Here is a 21,377-nt window from a genome sequence, read left to right on the forward strand (position 1 = left end):
ATCGACGCACACCCCGGGAAGACGAGAAGATATGGGGCGGATCGGGACACCGGTCCGCTTTTTTTTCGTTTCAGGTGCTCCCTCAAGAATCTCGGGAAATTTGGCGGCGAGGAAAGCGAATTTGGACATAGGCGGCCTCAGAGCTGTCCGGCGAAAGCGCGATGTTGGAGGGAGTAAAAAAGCACTTTGCTACCATTCAGCAAGCGTGCGGTAAGCTGTTTGTTCATTTCTATTGCCCTTATTGCGACAGAAAAAGCTTGCTGCATTTTAAGAGGTGCTACCGGTAGTTTGAGCTCCCTTAGCCGGCCCATACTTATGCGACCCCTCGTCTGACCAAGCACGAGAGCGTCGGCAATGCCTCTTGCTGAAGCTACATTGAGTAATGTGGCACAATATTCTGGGGTCGCAATTGATGGGTTGACCCTTAACTGAACACAGTCAGCTTTATTTATCGCCAAACCAAGCCAGTCAGGTTGAATACATGCCCGCAGGTTTGGATCACCAAGCGTGGCAATCAAAACGTCACCCGGTCGACATTCATGCCTTTCTAGATGCTGGAAATGTTGCGTGCTGATGTAGGCTGCGTCATCATTGATAAAGCAGCCTACGCCAATGTTCTGCAGACGTATGACTCGCACGCCATCATCCGTGTAGTGTTCAGATTTCAGGTTAGATCCGAACGGTCCATCTGAATATTTCTCAGAAAGTTCTTCGACGTTCAAAATCAAATATCCGTGCGGATTGCTAACCGGATCCCCAAACATCTCCAGAAAGATCGACTGAGTGAGGCTGTCGAGCAGCGCGATGGCCTGGCGGCGCTTGGCGCGCAGCGTATCGGCCTTGTCCAGGATCGCCGCAATCCGCTTCTGCTCATCGAGGGGTGGAAGGGGGATTTCGAAATCGCGCAATGAAGTGAGTGTAACTGTTTTTGGGCCACCCCACGCGCAACCTTATCAGCCTGTCTCATGACAGCTGGTGTCTCCAGCATTTGGGCCAAGTAAGTTGAGTCGATCATGTCATGGCGAGGCTTCAGGTGCGCGACGTGTCTCTGAAAGATGAAGGTCTTGCCGCCTGGCACAACCGCAGAATTGCCGTAGGAACCGACAGCCGTATAGAGCACATCTCCGGCTTCAATCGGGCAGTTTTTGGTCAGTTTTTCATACTCTACAACCGAAACAAATTTGCTTGTTTCAAATGAGATGCGTCCATTACGAATGTTCGATACAAAAAGAAATGGTATGCCACTATCTGCCCAGTTGGGTGCTTGATGAGTCCCATCGGAAATTCTTGCACATACCTCCGCCAACCGGACCATCCTCACACTCACAGCATCGCCTCCAGCTCTTTCAGCCCGGCGGCAATCTCATCCTCCAGCGCCAGCAGTTCGGCAATGATCTCCTTTGGCGGGCGGTGATCCGTGGCTTCGTGCACCACTTCCTTGTAGCGGTTGAGCGACAGGTCGTAATCGGCCGCCGCGATCTCTTCGCGGCTGACGGTGAAGCTCTGGCCGCTGCGCGGATTGTCGCGCTCCTGGCCGTCACGCTCCTTCCAGCGGGCCACGACATCTGGCAGATTGTTCCTGCCATGCTCTTCCACCGTGAGCGCCGCCTTGGGCGTAGGCCCGAATTTGTCCTCGCTCACCAGCATCTGGCGCTTGTCATCCAGACTCATGCCATCGGCCTGCACATCATAGAACCAGACGTGATCGGTGCCGCCGGAATTGGTCTTGGTGAAGAAGACGATGGCCGTGGAGACGCCGGCATAGGGCTTGAACACGCCGGACGGCAGTTTGACGATCGCGTCGAGCTTGTGGCTGTCCACCAGTATCTTGCGGATGGCCTTATGCGCCGTCGAGGAGCCGAACAAAACCCCATCCGGCACGATGACGGCGGCGCGGCCGCCCGGCTTCAACAGCTTCAAGAACAAGGCCATGAACAGAAGCTCTGTCTTCTTCGTCTTGACGATGGCGCGCAGATCGGTCGAGGCCGTTTCCTCATCCAGCGAGCCGGCAAAGGGCGGATTGGCGAGGATCAGCGAATATTTGTCGGCGTCATCCCTGTGCGAGGAGGCGAGCGAATCCCGATAGCGGATATCGGCGGCCTCGACGCCATGCAGCTGCATGTTCATCGAGCCAATGCGCAGCATGGTCTGGTCGAAATCATAGCCGTGGAACATACCGCTGTGGAAATGCTCGCGGCTCTCCTTGTCCTGAAACAGTTTCGGATGGTTGTCCCGCAGATATTCGCCGGCCGCGACCAGGAAGCCGCAGGTGACGCTGGCCGGATCGCAGATCACATCCTTCGGCGTCGGCGCCGTCAGTTCCACCATCAGCTTGATGATGTGGCGCGGGGTGCGGAACTGGCCGTTCTGCCCGGCGCTGGCGATCTTGCCCAGCATATATTCATAGAGATCGCCCTTGGTGTCGCGATCCTCGAGCGGGATGTCGGCCAGCATATCCACCACCTTGGCCAGCAGGCCGGGCGTGGGAATGGTAAAGCGCGCACCCTTCATATGCTCGGCGTGTGCCGTGCCCTTCTCGCCCATCTCGCGCAGGAAGGGGAAGACATTGTCCGAGACGATGAAGAACATGCGGGCCGGATCATCATTGCGGAAGCGCGACCAGCGCAGCATGGCATAGGTGATCTCTTCCTTCACCGCGCCGGTGTCTTCATCGCGCAGGGTGCGATAGACGCCTTCCGGGAAAATCACCCGCTCCATCGGGCGGCCGAGCATCGTGGCCTTGTTCTCTTCCCGCGTCTGAATGTCATCCAGGCCGCGCATGAAGAGCAGGTAAGTGATCTGCTCGATCACCTCCAGCGGATTGGCGATGCCGCCCGCCCAGAAGGCGTTCCAGACCTGATCGACCTTCGAGCGGATTTCACCTGTAAGCATGCTGCTTCATTCCAATATTCATTCGAGTCGGTTTGACACTAAGCCATAGCGGCGTGTTACAGAAGTTGCATCATAAAGTTGAGTGGTGATGCTGTAGAAGGGGAGGAACGTCGTGGAACCGGTCGGTCGCGTCGTCAAGATCTTTATCACCGGGCAGGATCCGCGCAGTCTGCGACGGTGTGGAGCTCGACAACTGGACCGGCGTCGCCATCACCGGCCAGCCGGAGTTTTTTAAAAAGGCGCTGGAAGCGGAAGTTCTCAGCCGCTCATGTGTCTATCTGCTGATCCGCTCCAGCGCCGACGATGACCTGCCGGAAATCTATGTCGGCGAGAGCGATGACTTTTCACAACGCTATACGAGCGGAAAATTCCCGATCGACTTCGACACGTTCCTGATCTTCACCAGCAAGGACGACAATCTCACACGCGCACATGTGAAGTGGCTGGAACGCGAATTGTGGATGATCCTCAAAGGCAACAGCGGCAAGGCGCTGGTCGCCAACAGCAACAAGCCGACAGGATCAAATCTCCCGCGCGCCGATATTGCGACGATGCGGACCTATCTGGGAAATCTGATCTATGTCCTCGAGGCGCTGGGATATGATCTGTTCTCCGTGGAGGAGCGGACATCGGCGTCGCCGCAAGTGTCTCGCCTGGTTGATGAGCCCGTTACTGAAGCGGCCAGCCCCACGCTGAAGCTCTATTCGCCTTTGCCCAAGCGTCCTCAAGACAAGGCCTTTCTCACATTTGCCAACGGCTCATACACTCTGCTGCGAGGGTCGAAGATCAGTGCGAAGACGACCGAAACCTTGCCGGGAAACGTGAAGAGATTGCGAGAGCAGTCGATCGAAAATGGCGACTTGGTCAATCGCGGCGACTATATGGAACTGATGCGCGACATTCCGTTCTCAAAGCCCTCTCCGGCGTCCGCCCTGGTCAAGGGCCGCAGCTCTACAGGCTACATGGACTGGCTGAGAGAAGGGGACGGCCTTCAGCTCGGCGCCGTTCTGGGTCTAGCCACGCCAGCCCCGCCCAGCGAGGATTAGGCGCAGCCGCGCCACACTGAGCCTCTACGGGTGCCGCCAGGCGCTCGGGGAGCGGCCTGAAGAAACCGCCGAAAACCCCGTTTTTCCATCTTGCCATCCTCAAAAATCGTCGCTATATCCGCGCCACGCTTCGCCCCTGAGCCCTCGACCAGCTCTCCACCCGGGCGAAAGCGGACTGCGGAGAGGTGGTAGAGTGGTCGATTGCACCGCACTCGAAATGCGGAGTACCTTTACGGGTACCGTGGGTTCGAATCCCACCCTCTCCGCCAGACGCCGCCGATTGCTTTGTATGGTACGATACTTCCACCGATCACCGATCGGCATGCAAAACCGCCGATTTTACTCTACAGCCCGATAAATCTTGAAGGCCAGCGAACGGCAAAATTCAAACTCTGTAGGGAATCGACCAGTGCTGCCTCGTTTACGATGATGGGAATAAGAGGTGCCGAAATATTACAAGTTGATAACCGAGAGTACGAACCTCGCTCGACGATCGGGAGCGGGCGCCGTCATTCCCGCAGGTTTCAGGGAGCTGAGTGCTTCTATAGTCTCGACATGCACATTCCTGCAGAGTATTATCCAGGAGATAATCTACGTCACGCACGGAGCTGAACTCCTTGCGGCGAAGCGCGCGTTGAAGGAATTTCCGAATCCCAAGGCGAGAATAGATTTTCTGTGTTCATTTCCATACAGCGAAGCTGATCCGGTCGTTTTATCCGTATTTGACTGTGCGAGACTTCTGTTCCGGGACCTATACGAACTCAGGAACATCCTGTCGCACGAGGTGTGGGCGTCTAGCGACGTTTATGAAGATGCCGTCATTTTCTCCGACTTGGATGCCGAAGCCAGGTTGTTGATGGTCTCTGGTCGGATCTGGCACGCGGAAAATGCGACACCCCAAGAGGTTTTCGACGCCTCGGTTCGGTATATTCGGAGCGTGAAAATCGTAGTCAGTGCTGACCTCCACGCTGCGATGGGTGATGCCAATTTGTGTTCATGGATACTCATGCATATATGCAATGTTCTCAAAGAGCAGGACGCTGCCAGAAAAGGCGAAGCGCGACGAATTTTCCTTCATTATAAGGGAACATCGCACCTCTTTGCAGACACCCCAATGGCTGCTGGAACCCTAAGTTTCAACGCTTCAAGGAGCAAAAGCATTGAGGGCTGAACCGGGACGACAAGCGTCTTCTTCTCTCTCGGTTGTTCGTCAAGGAGCCTAGCGCTAGCAAGCAGCTTTCCGCCAATGTGCGCCAGGTGTTTGCGACTCTATTCAGGCCAGTCTGGCCGAGATATCAGGCCCGAAACCCGCTTTCCCGAGCGACGAACGCGACCAGACGCCAGCGGTGCTGCATCAGCTGATGGCCGCGGAAGGGTTTGTCGACGCCGAGACGATCGCCTCGGCCTTCAAGCAGGGCCGCAAAAGCCTGGCCCCGGTGCAGGCGGTGCTGGCCGCGCTCTACCGCATGGGTCTGGTCTCGACCTCCGACGGCAAGAGCTTCGCCTTCCGCCGGGCGGCGTGAGGGGAGGGATGCGAAAACGCCCCGCCATCGCTGACGGGGCGTCCTTTTTTGGGCGGGGGCGGCTCAGAGCGCGAACTGATCCGCCGTGAGCGACACTGCGCCGGACAGATGCAGGGCGAAATCGCGCTTGCCGTCGCCGTCGGCGTCGCCGACGATATAGGTGTCGCCGTCGATCGTGGCGGTGCGCAATTCTCCGGCATGGCCGGTGAAAGCCTCCGAGCCGATGAATTTGAACGCCTGGTCGCCCTTGTGGACGCTGTTGGCGTCGATGGCGCTGAGATCGAGGATGTCGCCGGCGCGGCCGGAGAAGTCGTAGATCACATCGGCCGCGTTCAGCCTGCTGGAGCTGTCGCCGCTCGCGAAGACGAAGACATCGGCGCCCTGGCCGCCGGACAGCTGGTCATAACCCGCGCCGCCGTCGAGCCTGTCGGCGCCGGCGCCGCCGATCAGGAAGTCGCGGCCGGCGCCGCCCGATAGTGTGTCGGCGCCGGCCTGGCCCTCGAGGATGTCGTTGCCGCCGTTGCCGGCGACGATGTCGTCGCCAGAGCCTGACAGCAGATGGTTGGCCCGGTCGCTGCCGGTCAACGTGTTGGCGGCGGCGTTGCCGTAGCCGGTCACGGCCGAACCGGCGAGGGTGAGGTTGGCCGCGCCCTTGACGAGATGGAAGTCGTCGGCCGAGGTCGAAATGGTTTCCACCGTCGCGCCATGCTCGAGCGCCACAGAGCCGCCGGAGACCGTGATGCTCACGCCCGCATCGCCATCGATCACATTCACCGCGTCGAGCGTCAACACGCCGGAGGAGACGGTGAGCGCGCTCGTCGCGGAATGGCTGGCGAGGGTGACGCCCTCGGCGATGGCGCCGCTGATGGCGACGTCGCGGGTGACGGCGATCGAGTCGGTCTCCACCGTCACCGTCTCGCCGGCGAGGGCGGCGGCGAAGCGGATGGAATCGCCCTCCGGAAGCTTGGCGAAGGCTTCGCGCAGCGTCAGCGCATAGTCTTCGGCATCGGTGGCGTCCGAGGCGGTGTTGACCGACCAGGCGTGGTGCAGGTCGGCATTGCCGGCGCCGCTGTCGTCGAGCACATAGGTGAACAGGCGCGTATAGGCGTCGCCTTCATTGTCGCCGCTGGGATCGATGATCAGCTCGACGGTGATCTCCACCTCGCCCTTGTCATTCTTGCGGACTTCGAGACCTTCGGTTTCGGTGCGTCCGCCCGACGGCGTCGGCAGCTGGAACAGTTCCTCGACATGGCCGGTGGAGAGATCGAGGCTGTAGACCGAGCGGGTGGAATCATGGGCGGCCATATACATCACGCCGTCCAGCACCTTGGCGCCCTGGATGTTCTTCAGGCTCTTGTCCATCTGCAGCGTGCCGGTGAAGCTCCAGTCGTCGAGATCATAGACATTGATCGTGTCGCCCGACTGCCATTCCTTGCCGTAGCCGATACCGGCCTCGCCATCGACAGCCACCCAGCTTGCGACGTCGTCATGTTCATTGGTGGGATCGCCCTTGAGCTCGTACAGTTCGCCTGTGTAGCTGAGGTCGGAGGCGTTGAGCACCGCGACATGGCCGTTCTGGTAATCGCCTTCCTCGCTGTCGAGCGAGATATAGACGCGGCCGGCGTAATAATCGATGTCGCCGATATGGTCGAAGCCCATCGCGGCCAGTTCCGCCGGGATGCCGGTCTTGATGTCGAAGTTGGAGAGATCGATCGAGCCGGTGGTCTGCAGGAAATTGAAATCGGCGTCGAGCCGCGCCATGCCGTATTGCCAGGATGAAATCCATTCATTGGCGTCGGCGTTCCAGACCAGGCCTTGCGTGAAGCGAAGGCCCGACAGGTTCGAATCGAGATAGTCGTAATCGGTTTTGCTGGCCAGGCGCCAGGTTTGGGTCTCAGACATGGATCGCTCCGTCAAATCGAAAAACAAGTGAATGGTCCCGCCCGTCATGGGCGGGGAAACCGGCAGCCGATGCGGGATCAGCCGATGTTCGCGGCTGGCCGACCTTTGGGAAAATTCGGTCGCGGCCTCGACATGCGCAGTTGGTAATGGCTGGAAATGACAAAGGAGTGACATTATTCGTATTATTCATACGAATAGACAATGACGGGCCGGATGCCTGTCTTCGCCCGACCGAAGCAAAACCGTCATCTTGCTTCGCTAAAGCGGGCGACCATTGTCATGCTCAGGAAAACGATGATGCTTCCGATCTCGACGCTCGCTCACTATCCCAGTCTCGCCGGACGCTCCGTCTTCATCACCGGTGGCGGCGGCGGCATCGGCGAAAGCCTGGTGCGGCGGTTTTGCCGGCAGGGCGCGCGCGTCGCCTTTGTCGATATCGCCGAAGAGGCGTCGCGGGCGCTTGTCGCCGAACTGGCCGGCGAGGGCTGGCCGCGCCGCTGTTCATCCCCTGCGATCTCCGCGATATCGAGGCTTTGCGAGGCGCGATCGCCGAGGCCGCGCGGCTCTGCGGGCCGATCGGCGTCTTGTGCAACAATGCCGGCAATGACGACCGGCATCAGACCGCAGAGGTCAGCGTCGCCTATTGGGACGACCGGATGGCGGTGAATTTTCGCCACCAGTTCTTCGCCGCCCAGGCCGTGGCGCCGATGATGGCGGCGGCCGGCGGCGGTTCGATCATCAATCTCGGCTCGATCACCTGGATGGTCGGCGATCCCGATTGTCCGGCCTACGTCGCCGCAAAGGCCGGGATCTACGGGTTGACCCGGGCGCTCGCCCGCGAGTTTGGGCCGCAGCGCATCCGCGTCAACTGCCTCGTCCCAGGCTGGGTGATGACCGAACGGCAGAAGATGCTGTGGCTGACGCCGGAGGGCGAACGGCAGATCGAGACGAGGCAATGCCTGCCGGACCGGCTCGAGCCCGACGATATCGCCAGCATGGCGCTGTTTCTCGCCGCCGACGACAGCCGCATGTGCACCAGTCAGCGATTCATCGTTGACGGCGGCTGGGTCTGACAATCCATCGCTTGACGGTAGCGCCGCCTATTGTTCATATCGTATGAAGAATCGGATGAAGGCGGTGACATGCGCTATCAGAATACCCGTATGAACGGATCGGCGGTGGCCAGTCTGCACGCCAAGGTGCTGGAGCAGATCGGCCTCGCCATCGTGCGCGGCGAGCTTGCGCCCGGCGATCCCATGCCGAACGCCGATGACTGGGGCGCGGCCCATGGCGTCAGCCGCACGGTGATGCGCGAGGTGATGAAAGTGCTGGCGGGCAAGGGCATGGTGGAATCGCGGCCCAAGATCGGCACCCGCATCCGCGACCGCAGCGAATGGAATTTTCTCGATCCGGACGTTCTGGCCTGGCGTTATGGATCGACGTCGTCGCATGAGGATGCGCGCGCGCTGTTCGAGCTTCGCCGCGGCATCGAGCCGCTGGCCGCAGCGCTCGCCGCCAAACGTCGAAAACCCGACGACATCGCCCGGCTCTACACGCTCTATGAGCGGATGGAGCAGGCGGCCGACGACAATGACCGCTTCACCGAGGCCGATCTCGCCTTTCACCAGGCCATTCTGCGCATGACCGGCAATGAGCTGGTCGGCTCGCTCGCGGCGCTGACGGAGACGGCGATGGTGATCAGTTTTCGCCTCTCCGACGACAATCCGCTCGGGCAGAGGCCGTCGCTGCCGCTGCACAAACGCGTCTGCGACTGCATCGCCGCCCACGACGAAGACGGCGCGCGCGCGGCGATCACCGAATTGCTGGATCTCGCCGAAGAGGATGTGCGCCGCTCGCTGGCCGCGCGCGGCGGCGGCGCCTGAGACACGGCGCGGCGGCGCAAGCTTACGCCGCCTGGGCTGCACCCGCCACTTTCTCGCCGAAACTGGTGAAGAATTGCTGGGCGAGCTTCTTGGCGGTGGAATCGATCAGCCGCGCGCCGAGCTGGGCGATCTTGCCGCCGACATCGGCTTTCACCGTGTAGCTTAGAAGCGTGGTTCCGTCGGCTTGCGCAGTCAGCGTCACATCGGCGCCACCCTTGGCAAATCCCACCATGCCGCCCTTGCCTTCGCCGGAGATGGTGTAGGAATAGGGCGGATTGAGGTTCGAAAGCTGCACGGCGCCCTCGAAGCGGGCTTTCACCGGGCCGATCTTCAGCACCACGGTGGCGGTCATCTCGGTGTCGGAGGACTTGTCGAGGGTCTCGCAGCCGGGAATGCATTGGCGGAGGATATCCGGATCGTTGAGCCCTTGCCAGACTGTCTCCACGGGCGCTGCGATGATTTCGCTGCCGTTCATATCCATTGTCTATTCCTCCCTGTTGGCGTCTTGTGTGTGTGTGTCGAGTTCCGCCCGTTGCCTGCCGCGCCTGATCGCGACGATTTCGGCGAGAATGGAGAGCGCGATCTCATCGGGCGCGATGGCGCCGATATCGAGCCCGGCGGGGGCTTTGACGCTGTCCAGCCGCCGGGCCCGCTCCTCGTTCATTCCCGGTTGCGCCTGACGGATCGCCTCCGTCAGCGTTGCGAATTTCCGCCGGCTGCCGACGAAGCCGCAATAGTCGGTCTCCATGCCAAGCGCTGCTTCCAATGCGGCGCGGTCGCCGCGGCCTTGCGTCGACACCACGACATAGCGCCTGCTCTGTTCGGGCGGTGGAGGGGCAAAGCCGTCGGTCACGCGGTCGGCGTCGGGGATCATCGTAAGGTCGGCATGCGGCGCGGCGAGATCGACATGATAGCCGAACTGGCGGCCGAGCGCTGCCAGCGCCAAGGCCACCGGGCTTGCGCCCAAAATCACCAGCGCCGGTTTGGGCAGCACCGGTTCGATGAAAATATCCATCGAGCCCTTGCTCGGACAGCCATTGACGAAGAAAGTCGCGCCATTGCGCTCTTCTCCCCCTTCAGGCCCTGATCCGCGAGCAGATCCTCGGGCTGGATGGAGACGAGCCGAGGCTGGCCATCAGCCAGCGCCTGCCGCGCCGCCTTCAGGACCGCCGCGCGGGCGCAGCCGCCGCCGATCCAGCCGGCGACGATGGTTCCGTCCGGGCGGATCACCCCCTTGGCGCCAGCCTTGGCGGCGGTGACGGAGACGGTGCGCACCACGGTGGCGACCGCAAAACTCTCTTCGGCGGCCTTCAATTTCGACATGATGTCCATGACGTCGACGTGAACGGTCATCGGTTCTGTCCTCACAGTCGGGCGAGATATGGTTCGAGATCGGCGAGCGAGGCCAGCGTATTGGCCGGCGCATGCAGCTGGACGTAAGGGAGTGCGGCGCGAATGCCGGCGGCGCGGGGCTCATAGCCGTCCCACCCCAGCATCGGATTGAGCCAGACGATGCGGCGGCAGCGGCGCGCAAGCTGCGACATCTCCCGGCCAAGCGCTGCGGCGTCGCCGGTCTCGTAGCCGTCGGAGACGATCATCACGCAGGTGCGGGAATGGATGACGCGGGCTGCATGCCAGCGATTGAAGGTCGCGAGGCTCTCGGCGATGCGGGTGCCGCCGCCTGCGCCGCGCGCCATCAGGCCGAGGCGATCGAGCGCGCGGGCGGGATTGCGTTCGCGCATCGCCGAGGAGACATGGGCGAGACGGGTGTCGAACAGAAAGGCTTCGGCCTCGCGGAACTCGTCGAGCACGCCATGGATGAAGCGCAGGAAGACGCCTGTATAGGCCTGCATCGAGGCCGAGGCGTCGAGCAGCACCACGAGCCTGAGCGGCTTGACCTTGCGCCGACGCCAGACGAGATCGAGCGCCGCCCCGCCATGGCTGATATTGGCGTGGATGGTGCGGCGGAGATCGATCCGCCTGCCTTTGGCCCGCATTTCGTCGCGCCGCGTCAGCCGTGTGCGCATCACGCGGGCAAGACGGGCGGCGATGGCATGGGCGCGGGCGATGTCGTCAGGATCGGAGAGTTTTCTGAAATCGGTGCGGTCGAGCGTCTCGACCGAAGAGGCGCCCTCCATGCGTCCGCTCGCGCCATCCTCGGTCTCGGCCTCGCCTGTGGCCGGTACCTGATCGGCGCCGCCGAACTGCGAGGCGCTTGCGGCGCGGTCTGCGAGCGATTTCAGCGCCGGATTGGCCTGGGGGCCATTGCTCGTGGAGACGAGGCTTCGACGCTTCACCCGCTTACCCAGCCAGAAGGCGTCGAACAGACCGTCGAAACGCTGCCATTCCTCGCGCCGGCTGGTGAGCAGATGTTTGAGCGCGGAGCGGAATTGCGTCGGCGCAGCAGCGAAACCTTTCGCCATCAGGAGCGCCGCATCCTGCGCTTCCCTGAGGCCGATCGCAAAGGCGTTGTCGCGCAGGGTCGCCAGAAAGGCGGCGAGGCGTTCGGCGATCACGCGGTCGACATGATCGGATTCGTCTTGGGTCAGGGGTGTTCCGCAACAGCTCATGCGACCCTCCCGAGCAGACGCGCGGTGACTTCAGGCGAGATTCGGGCCCGGTCCTCGCGGGTTTTGAGCAGACAGAGCAGCGTCTCATGGACGATCTCGGGATTGTCGCCGAGCGTTTCGACGCCGAGGCCCGACAGCGCCACAGCCCAATCCAGCGTTTCGGCGACGCCGGGAACCTTGCGCAGATCCTCCTTGCGGATCGCCTCGACCATGCGGGCGATGGCGAGCGCGAGCGACGCGCCGGCGGATTTCACCCGGGCGAGGATGATCCGCGCCTCGCGGTCGACATCGGGATAATCGACATAGTGATAGAGACAGCGGCGGCGCAGCGCATCCGACAGTTCGCGCGTGCCGTTGGAGGTCAGCACCACGAGCGGGACGGACGTGGCCCTGATCGTGCCGAGCTCGGGGATCGTCACCTGATAGTCCGAGAGCAGTTCCAGCAGGAAGGCCTCGAATTCCTCGTCGGCCCGGTCGATCTCGTCGATCAGCAGCACTGGCGGCGAGGCCCTGCGGATGGCCTTCAGCAGCGGCCGCTCCAACAGGTATTTTTCGGAAAACACATCGTCGGCGAGAGCGTCGACATCGCGGCCGCGACCGGCCTCGATCGCCAGCAACTGCCGCTGATAGTTCCATTCATAGAGCGCGGCGGCCTGATCCAGCCCCTCATAGCATTGCAGCCGGATGAATTCTGCGCCGTGGACCTCGGCGAGCGCGGTGGCCACCGACGTCTTGCCGACGCCGGCCTCGCCTTCGAGCAGCAAGGGACGGCCCAGCATCTGCATCAGCTGGATGGCGGTCACCAGTTCGCTGTCGGGGATGTAGCCGGCGGTGGTGAGGCGTGTGGCGATGTCGGGGCGGGGGATGGGGCTGGTCATGGACGCCGGCTCCGACGGGTGGGCGGCGCACCCCCTCTGTGCTGCCGGACATCTCCCCTCAAGGGGGGAGATTGGATGGGGCGCCGGCTTCCCGAAATCTCTAACGCCGATGGCTGGGCGAGAGGTCAGCCTCTGGCCGATCTCCCCCTTGAGGGGAGATGCCCGGCAGGGCAGAGGGGGTAACCCAACCGCCGACGCAAACCGATCCGCCACGACCCGGACCTCCTACGCCGCCACGCCGAGATCGCGGGCGGCCTTCCAGTTGCGCCAATGGTCATGCGGCATCTGGATATGGGTCGCGCCGAGAAAGGCGAAGGCGTCATTGACGGCGTTGGAGAAGGCCGGCACGCCGCCGACATTCGGGCTTTCGCCGACGCCCTTGGCGCCGATCGGGTGATGCGGCGAGGGCGTGACGGTGAAATCCGTCTCCCAATGCGGGGTTTCGACGGCGGTGGGGATGAAGAAATCCATGAAGGACCCGCCCATCACATTGCCCATCTCGTCGTAGCGGATCTCCTGGCCCATGGCGATGGCGAAGGCTTCGGTGAGGCCGCCATGCACCTGGCCTTCGATGATCATCGGGTTGATGCGCGTGCCGCAGTCATCCAGCGCATAGAAGCGCCGGACCTTGTAGACGCCGGTGTCGACATCAATGTCCATCACGCAGAAATAGGCACCGAAGGGATAGGTCATGTTGGGCGGATCGTAATAGCTGACCGCCTCCAGACCCGGCTCCATGCCCGGCGGCACGGAATGATAGGCCGCCCAGCAGATCTCCTTCATTGACTTGAACTTTTCCGGCAAGCCCTTGACCCGGAAGCCGTCGATGTCGAATTCGAGATCGTCCTCATGCACTTCGAGCAGATAGGCGGCGATCATCTGCGCCTTGGCCTTGATCTTGCGGGCCGCCATGGCGATGGCCGCGCCGGCCACCGGCGTCGAACGCGAGCCATAGGTGCCGAGCCCGTAAGGCGCGGTGTCGGTATTGCCTTCCTCGACCATGATGTCGTCGGCGGGAATGCCGATTTCGGTGGCGATGATTTGCGCCCAGGTCGTCTCATGGCCCTGGCCCTGGCTCTTGGAGCCCACGCGGGCGATGCCGGCGCCGGTGGGATGCAGGCGGATCTCGCAACTGTCGAACATGGCGATGCCGAGAATATCGCAATTCTTCGACGGGCCGGCGCCGACGATTTCGGTGAAGAAGGAGACGCCGACGCCCATGATCTCGCGCGTCTCGCCGCGCTTGAAGGCCTCGCGCTTCTCCGCCTGTTCGCGGCGGAGGCCGGCGTAATCGATGGTCTCCATCGCTTTCGCCATGGCGGTGTGATAGTCGCCGGAATCATATTCCCAGCCGAGCGCCGAGTGAGGGGAATTGCTCCGCCTTGATGAAGTTCTTCATCCGGAGCTCGGCCGGGTCCATGCCGAGCTTCTGGGCGAGGATGTCCATGCCGCGCTCGATGCAATAGGCGGCTTCGGTGACGCGGAAGGAGCAGCGATAGGCCACGCCGCCCGGCGCCTTGTTGGTGTAGACCCCGTCGACGGCGAGATGCGCGACCGGGAAGTCATAGGACCCCGTCACGATGTTGAAGAAGCCGGCCGGCCATTTGGACGGATCGGCGCAAGCGTCGAAGGCGCCGTGATCGGCCAGCACATGCACCCGCAGCCCGGTGACCTTGCCGTCCTTGGTGGCGGCGATCTCTGTGGTCATGTGATAGTCGCGGGCAAAGGAGGTGGTGGTGAGGTTTTCCATCCGGTCCTCCACCCATTTCACCGGCTTGCCGGTGACGATGGTGGCGACCGCCGCACAGATATAGCCGGGATAGGCGCCGACCTTGTTGCCGAAGCCGCCGCCGATATCGGGGGCGATGACATGGATCTTGTGTTCCGGGATCTTGGAAATCAGCGCCACCACGGTGCGGATGACATGCGGCGCCTGGAAGGTGCCCCAGATGGTCAATTCGCCCTTGATCTTATCGAAAGAACAGACGCATTGGCAGGTTTCGAGCGGCGAGGGATGGGTGCGGTGATAGGAGATCATCTCTTTCACGGTCACATCCGCCTTGCGGAAGGCGGCGTCGGTCAGGTCCTTGTCGCCGACCGCCCATTCGAAAATATGGTTGTGGTGCTTGCGGGGGCCATGCGCGCCCACGGTCTTGCCGGCGAGATCCTCGCGCAGCACGATGGCGTCCTCCGCCATGGCCTGGAAGGGATCGACCAGCACGTCGAGCGGCTCGTATTCGACCTCGACCGCATTGATGCCGTCATCGGCGGCGTAGCGGTCGGTGGCGACCACGAAGGCGACTTCCTGGTTCTGGAACAGCACCTTGCCGTCGGCCAGCACCATCTGCACGTCGCCGGCCAAAGTCGGCATCCAGGCGAGATTGACAGTCTTCAACGTTTCGGCGGTCAACACCGCCAGCACGCCCGGCACTTTCAGCGCCGCTTCGGTGTTGATCGACTTGATGCGGGCATGGGCATGCGGCGAACGGACGAAATCGCCATGCAGCATGCCGGGCAGCTTCACGTCGTCGACATAGTTGCCCTTGCCCTGGGTGAAGCGGATGTCCTCGACCCGCTTGCGCTTGCAGCCCATGCCTTCGAGACGGGCTTCGCGCTGTTCGCGCGTGGGTGTCATGTCGTTCATTCCGCGGCCTCCTGGAAATCGGCGCCGTTCAGCTTGGCGGCGGCGTATTGGATCGCTTTGACGATGTTCTGATAGCCGGTGCAGCGACAGAGATTGCCCGAAATGCCGAAGCGGATTTCCTCCTCGGTCGGGTTCGGGTTTTCCTGCAGCAGCCGGTGGGCGCGCATGATCATGCCGGGTGTGCAGAAGCCGCATTGCAGGCCATGCATCATGCGGAAGCCTTCCTGCAGCGCCGACAGCGCGCCATCCGGATTGGCGATGCCTTCGATCGTGGTGATGTCGGCGCCGTTCGCCTGAACGGCGAAGACGGTGCAGCTTTTGACCGAGCGTCCGTCGATATCGACGGTGCAGGCGCCGCAATGGGAGGTTTCGCAGCCGATATGCGCGCCCGTCAGCGACAGCGTCTCGCGGATGAAATGGACGAGCAGCATGCGCGGCTCGGCCAATCCCTCGACCTCGGCGCCGTTGACGGTCATCTTGATATGGGTTTTCGCCATCGTGTCCTCCTCAGGCCGCGCGCGCGGCGGCGCGCTGGATCGCGCGGGCGACCATCACGCCGCCGACATGGATCTTGTACTCGGTCGGGCCGCGGCCATCCGCCGCCGGGGCCATGATCGACCGCGCCAGGTCTGCGGCGCGCGCAATGGACGCATCGTCGAGACTGGAGCCGATCAGCGCCGCCGCCGCCTCTTCCGCCAGAAGCGGGATGTCGGCGAGATTGGTGAGGCCGATGGCGCAGGTTGCGACCTTGCCGCCCTCCATGGTCAGCATCACGGCGGCTGCGGCAGTTGCGTAGTCGCCGACCTTGCGCTTGAGCTTCTCATAGGCGTAGCCATGCCCCTCGGCCGGCGACGGGATCGACACCGCGGTCAGGATCTCGCCCGGTTCGAGCGCGGTGAAATAGGCAGCTTCGTAGAAATCGCGGGCGGCGACGTCGCGTGCGCCGTTCGGCCCTTCGAGGCGGTAGTGGGCCCCCAACGTGATCATCAGCGCCGGCATGTCGTTGCCGGGATCGCCATTGGCGACATTGCCGCCGATCGTGCCGCAATAGCGCACCTGCGGATCGGCGATCAGTCTGGCCGCTTCATGCAGGATCGGCAGGGATTGCGCGATTTCCGTTGATTGTAACAGGTCGTGCTGGGTGGTCATGGCGCCGATGACGATGTCGGCGCCGGAGCGACAGACGCCCTTCAGCGCCTCGATCCCGCCGAGATCGATGAGATGTTCCGGCGAGGCCATGCGCAGCTTCATCATGGGGATGAGGCTGTGGCCGCCCGCGAGCGGTCGCGCCTCCTCGCCGAGATCGGCCAATAGCTTGATCGCGTCCGCCACGCTGGACGGGCGGTGATAGTCGAATGAACCCGGGATCATCTTCTCCTCCAGATGATGGCCACGCCGCGCTCCCGACGCGGGTGTTGGAGGAGCCTGTGTCCCAACCTCGTTTTCGGCAAGGCGAGCCGGCGGCGGGCGTCACGAAACGCGGCGTTTTGCACGAAATGCGGCTATCCGCGCACGAACTGCGTCAGTCTTTCTTACCTATCGTGGGAAGGTGGCCGTCAGGCGCCGCCGCGGGTCATGCCGAGCCGGGCCTTGACCTCGGCGACGCGGGCGCGGCTGACCGGCGCCTGATGCGGATGGGGCCCATCGAGCTCCACCACCGCCGCATCGCCTTCCTTGCGCACGAGCGTCACATGCGGCATGGCGACGATATGGCTGCGATGGACGCGGATGAACATGGTCGGATCGAGTTGCGCCTCGGCTTCGGAAATCGACCAGCCGCACATGCGCTCGCGATTGCCGTCATGCACCCAGGTGTAATGCGCATCCGCCCTGATCGACCTAACGTCGCCGACCGGCACGAATTGCGTCGCCCCGCCGCTCTGCACCGGGATGCGCTCGATCCGACCGCGCTGCGCCGGCATCGGCGTCGGATCGGGGTCGATTGCCGGCGGCACTCCGATCGCGGCTGCATCGGCGGCCGCGAGCGCGGGTTGAGGCTCGGCGCTTCCCCATTGCTCCGGCAACAGGAACAACAGAAAGCCGGCCGTGACGAAGAAGCACAGACAGGCGACGACCAGCGAGACGAATTGCGACGACATCTGGAAGCTCGCTCCCATGGCCGCCATGTCATGGCCGCCGCCGGCGGGGACGATAGTCATGCCCCACATGGCCGTGTAATGCATGCCCGACACCGCCAGGCCGAAGGCGACGGCCGAGATGGCGAGGCGCAGGCCCACTTGCGGATCGAGAAAGATGCGCAGCGCGCCATAGGCCGTGGCGATGGCGATCACCACCGACAGCAGCACCTTCAACGGGTCGTGCTCGATGGCGAAGGGCCCCGCCAGCCCGTGGATCCCGACGTAATGCATGGAGCAGATGCCGACGCCGAGCAGCAGCGCCGCAAGTCCGGTCCCGAACGCGCCGGGACGGCTGCCGACCACGAAGAAGATCGACACGCCGACGACCAGCGCGCAGATCAGAAAGGACACGATGGTCGGCAACACCAAATAGGCGACGTCGACGGGCAAGGGCGCCGCCAGCATGCCGATGAAATGCATCGTCCAGATGCCGGTCGACAGAAAGCCGGCCGCGCCCACCAGAAGCGCGCGGCGTTGCAGATCGGTCTTGCCCAGAATGCGGCCCGCGAGGCCGAGGCCGGTATATCCGCCCAGAACCGCGATCGCCAGGGAAAGCGCCACGAGATAGGGATTGTGGCCTGCCAGCATATGATGTCTTCACGCGCAGCCTCCCCGCCGCGCGCTTCCTCCCAGGAAAGAGAATACAGGCGAAGGCGCGCGACTGGCAAGTTCGGCGAGCGAGAAATGCGGCGCTGGGGCTAGTGGCCGCCCATCTTGACCCTGTCGTGCTCGAGCGCTTCTCTATCGCCGCCGCGAACCGTATCGCGGCCTGCCGCTTTTGCGTCGTAGAGAGCGGCGTCCGCCAATCCGACGAATTGGGCGGGCGTGAACTGCTTTTCGGCGGAGTGGAAAACGGCGACGCCGATGCTTGCCGTCACCACGCCCTTTTCGCTGCCGACATGGGGAATATCGAGGGCGCGCACACGCTTGCGCAACTCGTGCGCTATCATGACCGCATCCGAGGCGGTCGTGTTCGGCAGGATCACCGCCATCTCCTCGCCGCCATAACGGGCGGCCCGGTCGCCGCGACGGCGCGCCGCGCCGCGCACCACCCGGGCGACCTGCCGAAGACATTCGTCGCCGGCGGTGTGGCCATAGGTGTCGTTATAGGCTTTGAAACGATCGACGTCGATGAGCAGCAGGCTGAGGTCGCCGTCGACCTCGCGGCATCTGTCCATTTCAGCGACGAGGGACGCGTCGAAAGCGCGGCGGTTGAGCAACTCGGTCAGGCTGTCCGTCATCGCCATCTCTTCGAGCTTTTCGTTGAGGTCGCGGAGTTTCTGCTCGTCACGCTTGGCGCGGGTAATGTCGGAGCAGACGACGAGGCAACCGCCATCTTCGGAGATGGTCGTGCGCGATTCGATCCAGCGCCCGTCCTCGAGCCGGAATTCGACCGTGCCCGCGAGGCGGAGTTTCGCAATCGCCGCCTCGATGAAATCCTCCTTCCCGTCCGGCGGAATGCCGATGAACTCGCCACGTTGGATCGCTCCCTCGAGGATATCCCGAGCATGGGCGCCCGGTACGCGAAGGTCTGCGGTCAGCGGAAACATGGAGCGATACCGCTCGTTGCAGAAGATCACCTTGAGATCTGCGTCGAACATGATCAGGCCGTCCGCCATGTTGCTGAGCGCCGCCTGGGCGATTTTCTCGCTGTCGGCGAGAGCCTGGATCAGCTTCCTCTTTTCGGTCAGGTCCCGGTTGTGCGTGATGATGCCGACGAGCTCGCCGGCGTCGTCGTAGAGCGGAGCCTTGAGAGTCGACAGGATGATCGGGTCGGATCCTCGCCAGGCGATGGTCTGCTCGATCATTTGCGCCCTGCCGGAGGCCAGGATGTTTCTCTCCTCGGCCTGAAAGCGATCGGCGAGTTCGGCGGGATAGAAATCGTGGTCGCTGCGACCGAGCAGCGCATTCACGGGGCCTGCGCGCATCAGCGCCGCCGTTGCGGGATTGGCCAGCAGAAATCGCCCCTGGCTATCCTTGACGTTCAGGCTTTCCGGAAGCGACTGGATCACCGCCTCGCACATCTTCAACCGCTTGTCGGTCTGTCGCCGCCTCAATTCGTTGAAGGTCGCCAAAGTCGCGAGACTGGTGGTCACGAAGACGATCAGGATCCAGAGAGGCGCCTCCCGATGAAGGGCCGCCACATTGGAATTGAGCGGCAGGATCATGACGACGAACAGGTCGCAGGCGGAAACAAAAAAGGAGAACAAGATCGATTCACGAAGGCTGGCGATGCGGCCGGCGAGCAGGAGCGACCCTCCCGCGCCGATGGCGGCGACAAGTCCGATCACGGCGAGACCAGGTCCCGCGCCGGCCCCGCCCAGCCAGAGACGATACGCCCCGGCGATGACGGTTGCGACCAGAGCGCCGGGCCAACCGCCGACGAGGCCGGCGATGGAGATCGGGATAGTTCTGAGATCGATGTAGACGCCGGTGTCGACCTCGATGGGCCGGGTCATCACGGCGAGCGCGCCCAGACCGAAGACGACGCCGAGCTTGAGCTTGTCGGCCAGGGGCTTCCTTCGCGCCGGGGCGCGAAATTCGTCCAGGCGAGAATGACGAAGAGTATCATGGCGCAATTCGCCAGGACATGGTTCCAAAATGCGCTCACGCCAACACTCGCAGTCTATGTCTAATGGCTTATATGACGATGAACTTACGAATTGTTGGTTACCGGACCGCCCTATCATTTTGCATTATGGGTAAAGAGTTTCGATCCCGATACAGGCTGGTTCGGCGCCGAGCTATCGGTCGTGACTGCGAGACGTCAGATAAGTCGCAACCACTTGTGAAAGACTGGGGAGAGTGGATCTGCATCCAGCCCAGGCTGCGTCGACGACGTCTCAGCGCGACCACCGAAGCGCAGGTCTCGAGGCGTACAGTCGAAATACGCCTTGAAGGCGCGGCTGAAATGCGCCTCGCTCGAAAATCCGAAATGTTCGGCGACGTCCGCAATTCGCAGGGTCGTCTTGGCCCGCGCCAGAATGCGCGCAGCCGCGCGCAGTCGGGTTTCGCGGATGACGGCGGCAACGCCGCCGGCCGGCTCGAACAAGCGATAGAGCGCCGAGCGTGACAGGCCGGCGGCGCGCGCAACGAAATCGGGCGTCAGATCCGGCGCATGCAGATGATCTTCTATCACCCGTCTGGCCCGGTTCAGCGCCAGGCCTGACAGTTCGCGGCGCGCCTTGACGATATTGTCCGCGGTCGGGCGAAGACAGGCCGCAGCCAGCGCGGGCGTGACTTCGGCAAGGCCCAGGCCCGCATTGGGGGACAATCCTTCGGCGTGGCGCATCAAGGATTGGAGGTGATCCGCCAAGACGAGCGCGGCGCCGTCGCGCAGAACCAAACCATGGCGGCTGGCGGCCGCATCCGCAGCGTCGCCCAGCAAACGACGAGGAATGACGACCGAGACATTCTGCCCCGGCGTAATGTCTGGTTGGGTGGGTTGGCCGAGATCGATGATCTTCAGCCCTAGGCCGCTACCGGAGAGGCTGTCCGGATCCAAATCGACGCGCAGCAGCATGTGATCGACGAAATCACGCATAAGCCGCCGCCGGGAGCGCGAATGCTGGAAGGGCTTGGTGCGCATGGAACTGACGAGAACCGAACCGAGGTTGACGCTGTCGATCGCTCCGCAAAATTCGGCGGTCGTCTCGGACGTCGGCAGCCGCTCCATATCGAACATCGTGTTGATCCGACTGCGAAACGCCTCGAAGCGGTGTTCCGGAGCGACCATGTCGGTGCTGAACCGCCTCTTCGCCAAATGCGGGTAGTTTTCCGACGCCACGGATATCCTTTCCAAATAAGCTTTTCTTAACATTGGAACGGGATGCAAAAAGATCCCTAGCCTATGGGATTCTACGCATAACGCCTGATTGATGGTGCGCGTTAAAAACCTGCG

General features: G+C 62.6%; 16 protein-coding genes, 1 tRNA gene and 3 pseudogenes. 7 read left to right on the forward strand and 13 right to left on the reverse strand.

The genetic code is table 11. The annotated features are described in order from the left end of the window. Positions 1 to 137 precede the first annotated feature (137 nt). Positions 138 to 908: a restriction endonuclease subunit S gene (locus H2O14_RS17035; RefSeq protein WP_182828583.1), complete on the reverse strand. Its 771-nt coding sequence runs from the start codon at positions 906 to 908 to the stop codon at positions 138 to 140. 110 nt (positions 909 to 1,018) lie between these two features. Between H2O14_RS17035 and H2O14_RS17040 the strand changes: the two genes are divergently transcribed. Further along, the gene (locus H2O14_RS17040) at positions 1,019 to 1,198 is read left to right on the forward strand and encodes a hypothetical protein (protein ID WP_182828584.1); all 180 of its coding nucleotides are present in this window, start codon (positions 1,019 to 1,021) and stop codon (positions 1,196 to 1,198) included. 125 nt (positions 1,199 to 1,323) lie between these two features. Here H2O14_RS17040 and H2O14_RS17045 read toward each other — a convergent pair whose 3' ends face one another. Beyond that, positions 1,324 to 2,892: a class I SAM-dependent DNA methyltransferase gene (locus H2O14_RS17045; RefSeq protein ID WP_182828585.1), complete on the reverse strand. Its 1,569-nt coding sequence runs from the start codon at positions 2,890 to 2,892 to the stop codon at positions 1,324 to 1,326. 179 nt (positions 2,893 to 3,071) lie between these two features. Here H2O14_RS17045 and H2O14_RS28935 point away from each other — a divergent pair, with 179 nt between their 5' ends. From H2O14_RS28935 to H2O14_RS17065, 4 genes are all read left to right on the forward strand, one after another. After that, complete coding sequence (locus H2O14_RS28935) at positions 3,072 to 3,938, forward strand: DUF4357 domain-containing protein (RefSeq protein WP_312858616.1); 867 nt, start codon at positions 3,072 to 3,074, stop codon at positions 3,936 to 3,938. 179 nt (positions 3,939 to 4,117) lie between these two features. Beyond that, a tRNA-Ser gene (locus H2O14_RS17055) sits at positions 4,118 to 4,207 on the forward strand. Positions 4,208 to 4,380: 173 nt separating this feature from the next. Further along, complete coding sequence (locus H2O14_RS17060) at positions 4,381 to 5,109, forward strand: hypothetical protein (RefSeq protein WP_182828586.1); 729 nt, start codon at positions 4,381 to 4,383, stop codon at positions 5,107 to 5,109. Between the two features lie 175 nt (positions 5,110 to 5,284). Beyond that, positions 5,285 to 5,461 (forward strand): hypothetical protein, encoded by a 177-nt coding sequence (locus tag H2O14_RS17065; RefSeq protein ID WP_182828587.1) that lies wholly within the window; start codon positions 5,285 to 5,287, stop codon positions 5,459 to 5,461. A gap of 63 nt (positions 5,462 to 5,524) precedes the next feature. Here the strand turns inward: H2O14_RS17065 and H2O14_RS17070 are convergent, their stop codons facing one another. Further along, positions 5,525 to 7,363, reverse strand: a complete 1,839-nt coding sequence (locus tag H2O14_RS17070) for a calcium-binding protein (protein WP_182828588.1) — start codon at positions 7,361 to 7,363, stop codon at positions 5,525 to 5,527. Between the two features lie 297 nt (positions 7,364 to 7,660). Between H2O14_RS17070 and H2O14_RS17075 the strand changes: the two are divergent. Beyond that, a pseudogene (locus H2O14_RS17075) lies at positions 7,661 to 8,436 on the forward strand (SDR family NAD(P)-dependent oxidoreductase). A gap of 69 nt (positions 8,437 to 8,505) precedes the next feature. After that, positions 8,506 to 9,246: a FadR/GntR family transcriptional regulator gene (locus H2O14_RS17080; RefSeq protein WP_182828589.1), complete on the forward strand. Its 741-nt coding sequence runs from the start codon at positions 8,506 to 8,508 to the stop codon at positions 9,244 to 9,246. A 22-nt stretch (positions 9,247 to 9,268) separates the two neighbouring features. Here the strand turns inward: H2O14_RS17080 and H2O14_RS17085 are convergent, their stop codons facing one another. The 10 genes and pseudogenes from H2O14_RS17085 to H2O14_RS17130 all read right to left on the reverse strand — a co-directional run bounded on the left by H2O14_RS17085 (position 9,269) and on the right by H2O14_RS17130 (position 21,278). Continuing rightward, positions 9,269 to 9,727 (reverse strand): carbon monoxide dehydrogenase subunit G, encoded by a 459-nt coding sequence (locus tag H2O14_RS17085; protein WP_182828590.1) that lies wholly within the window; start codon positions 9,725 to 9,727, stop codon positions 9,269 to 9,271. Positions 9,728 to 9,730: 3 nt separating this feature from the next. Continuing rightward, positions 9,731 to 10,599 (reverse strand): annotated as a pseudogene (locus tag H2O14_RS17090) (XdhC family protein). Between the two features lie 11 nt (positions 10,600 to 10,610). Next, positions 10,611 to 11,816 carry a VWA domain-containing protein gene (locus H2O14_RS17095; RefSeq protein WP_182828591.1) on the reverse strand — a complete coding sequence of 402 codons (1,206 nt, stop codon included), beginning with the start codon at positions 11,814 to 11,816 and terminating at the stop codon, positions 10,611 to 10,613. After that, positions 11,813 to 12,694 carry an AAA family ATPase gene (locus tag H2O14_RS17100; RefSeq protein ID WP_182828592.1) on the reverse strand — a complete coding sequence of 294 codons (882 nt, stop codon included), beginning with the start codon at positions 12,692 to 12,694 and terminating at the stop codon, positions 11,813 to 11,815. Before H2O14_RS17100 ends, H2O14_RS17095 begins: the two co-directional genes overlap by 4 nt. Before the next feature lie 225 nt (positions 12,695 to 12,919). Then, positions 12,920 to 15,338 (reverse strand): annotated as a pseudogene (locus H2O14_RS17105) (aerobic carbon-monoxide dehydrogenase large subunit). Continuing rightward, a complete protein-coding gene (locus tag H2O14_RS17110) occupies positions 15,335 to 15,835 on the reverse strand; it encodes a (2Fe-2S)-binding protein (protein ID WP_182828593.1) in 501 nt (166 codons plus the stop codon). The pseudogene H2O14_RS17105 and the gene H2O14_RS17110 overlap by 4 nt, the downstream one beginning before the upstream one ends. 10 nt (positions 15,836 to 15,845) lie before the next feature. Further along, positions 15,846 to 16,709, reverse strand: coding sequence for a xanthine dehydrogenase family protein subunit M (locus tag H2O14_RS17115; protein ID WP_182828594.1), 864 nt, complete (start codon positions 16,707 to 16,709; stop codon positions 15,846 to 15,848). A 185-nt stretch (positions 16,710 to 16,894) separates the two neighbouring features. Next, the gene (locus H2O14_RS17120; protein ID WP_182828595.1) at positions 16,895 to 18,064 is read right to left on the reverse strand and encodes an MHYT domain-containing protein; all 1,170 of its coding nucleotides are present in this window, start codon (positions 18,062 to 18,064) and stop codon (positions 16,895 to 16,897) included. 110 nt (positions 18,065 to 18,174) lie between these two features. After that, a complete protein-coding gene (locus H2O14_RS17125) occupies positions 18,175 to 20,055 on the reverse strand; it encodes a diguanylate cyclase (protein WP_182828596.1) in 1,881 nt (626 codons plus the stop codon). 188 nt (positions 20,056 to 20,243) lie between these two features. Beyond that, entirely contained in the window at positions 20,244 to 21,278 is a 1,035-nt protein-coding gene (locus tag H2O14_RS17130) for a helix-turn-helix domain-containing protein (RefSeq protein WP_182828597.1), read from the reverse strand. Between the last annotated feature and the right edge of the window lie 99 nt (positions 21,279 to 21,377).

It is taken from the genome of Rhizobium sp. G21 (assembly GCF_014158035.1).
Lineage (GTDB): Bacteria > Pseudomonadota > Alphaproteobacteria > Rhizobiales > Rhizobiaceae > Rhizobium_E.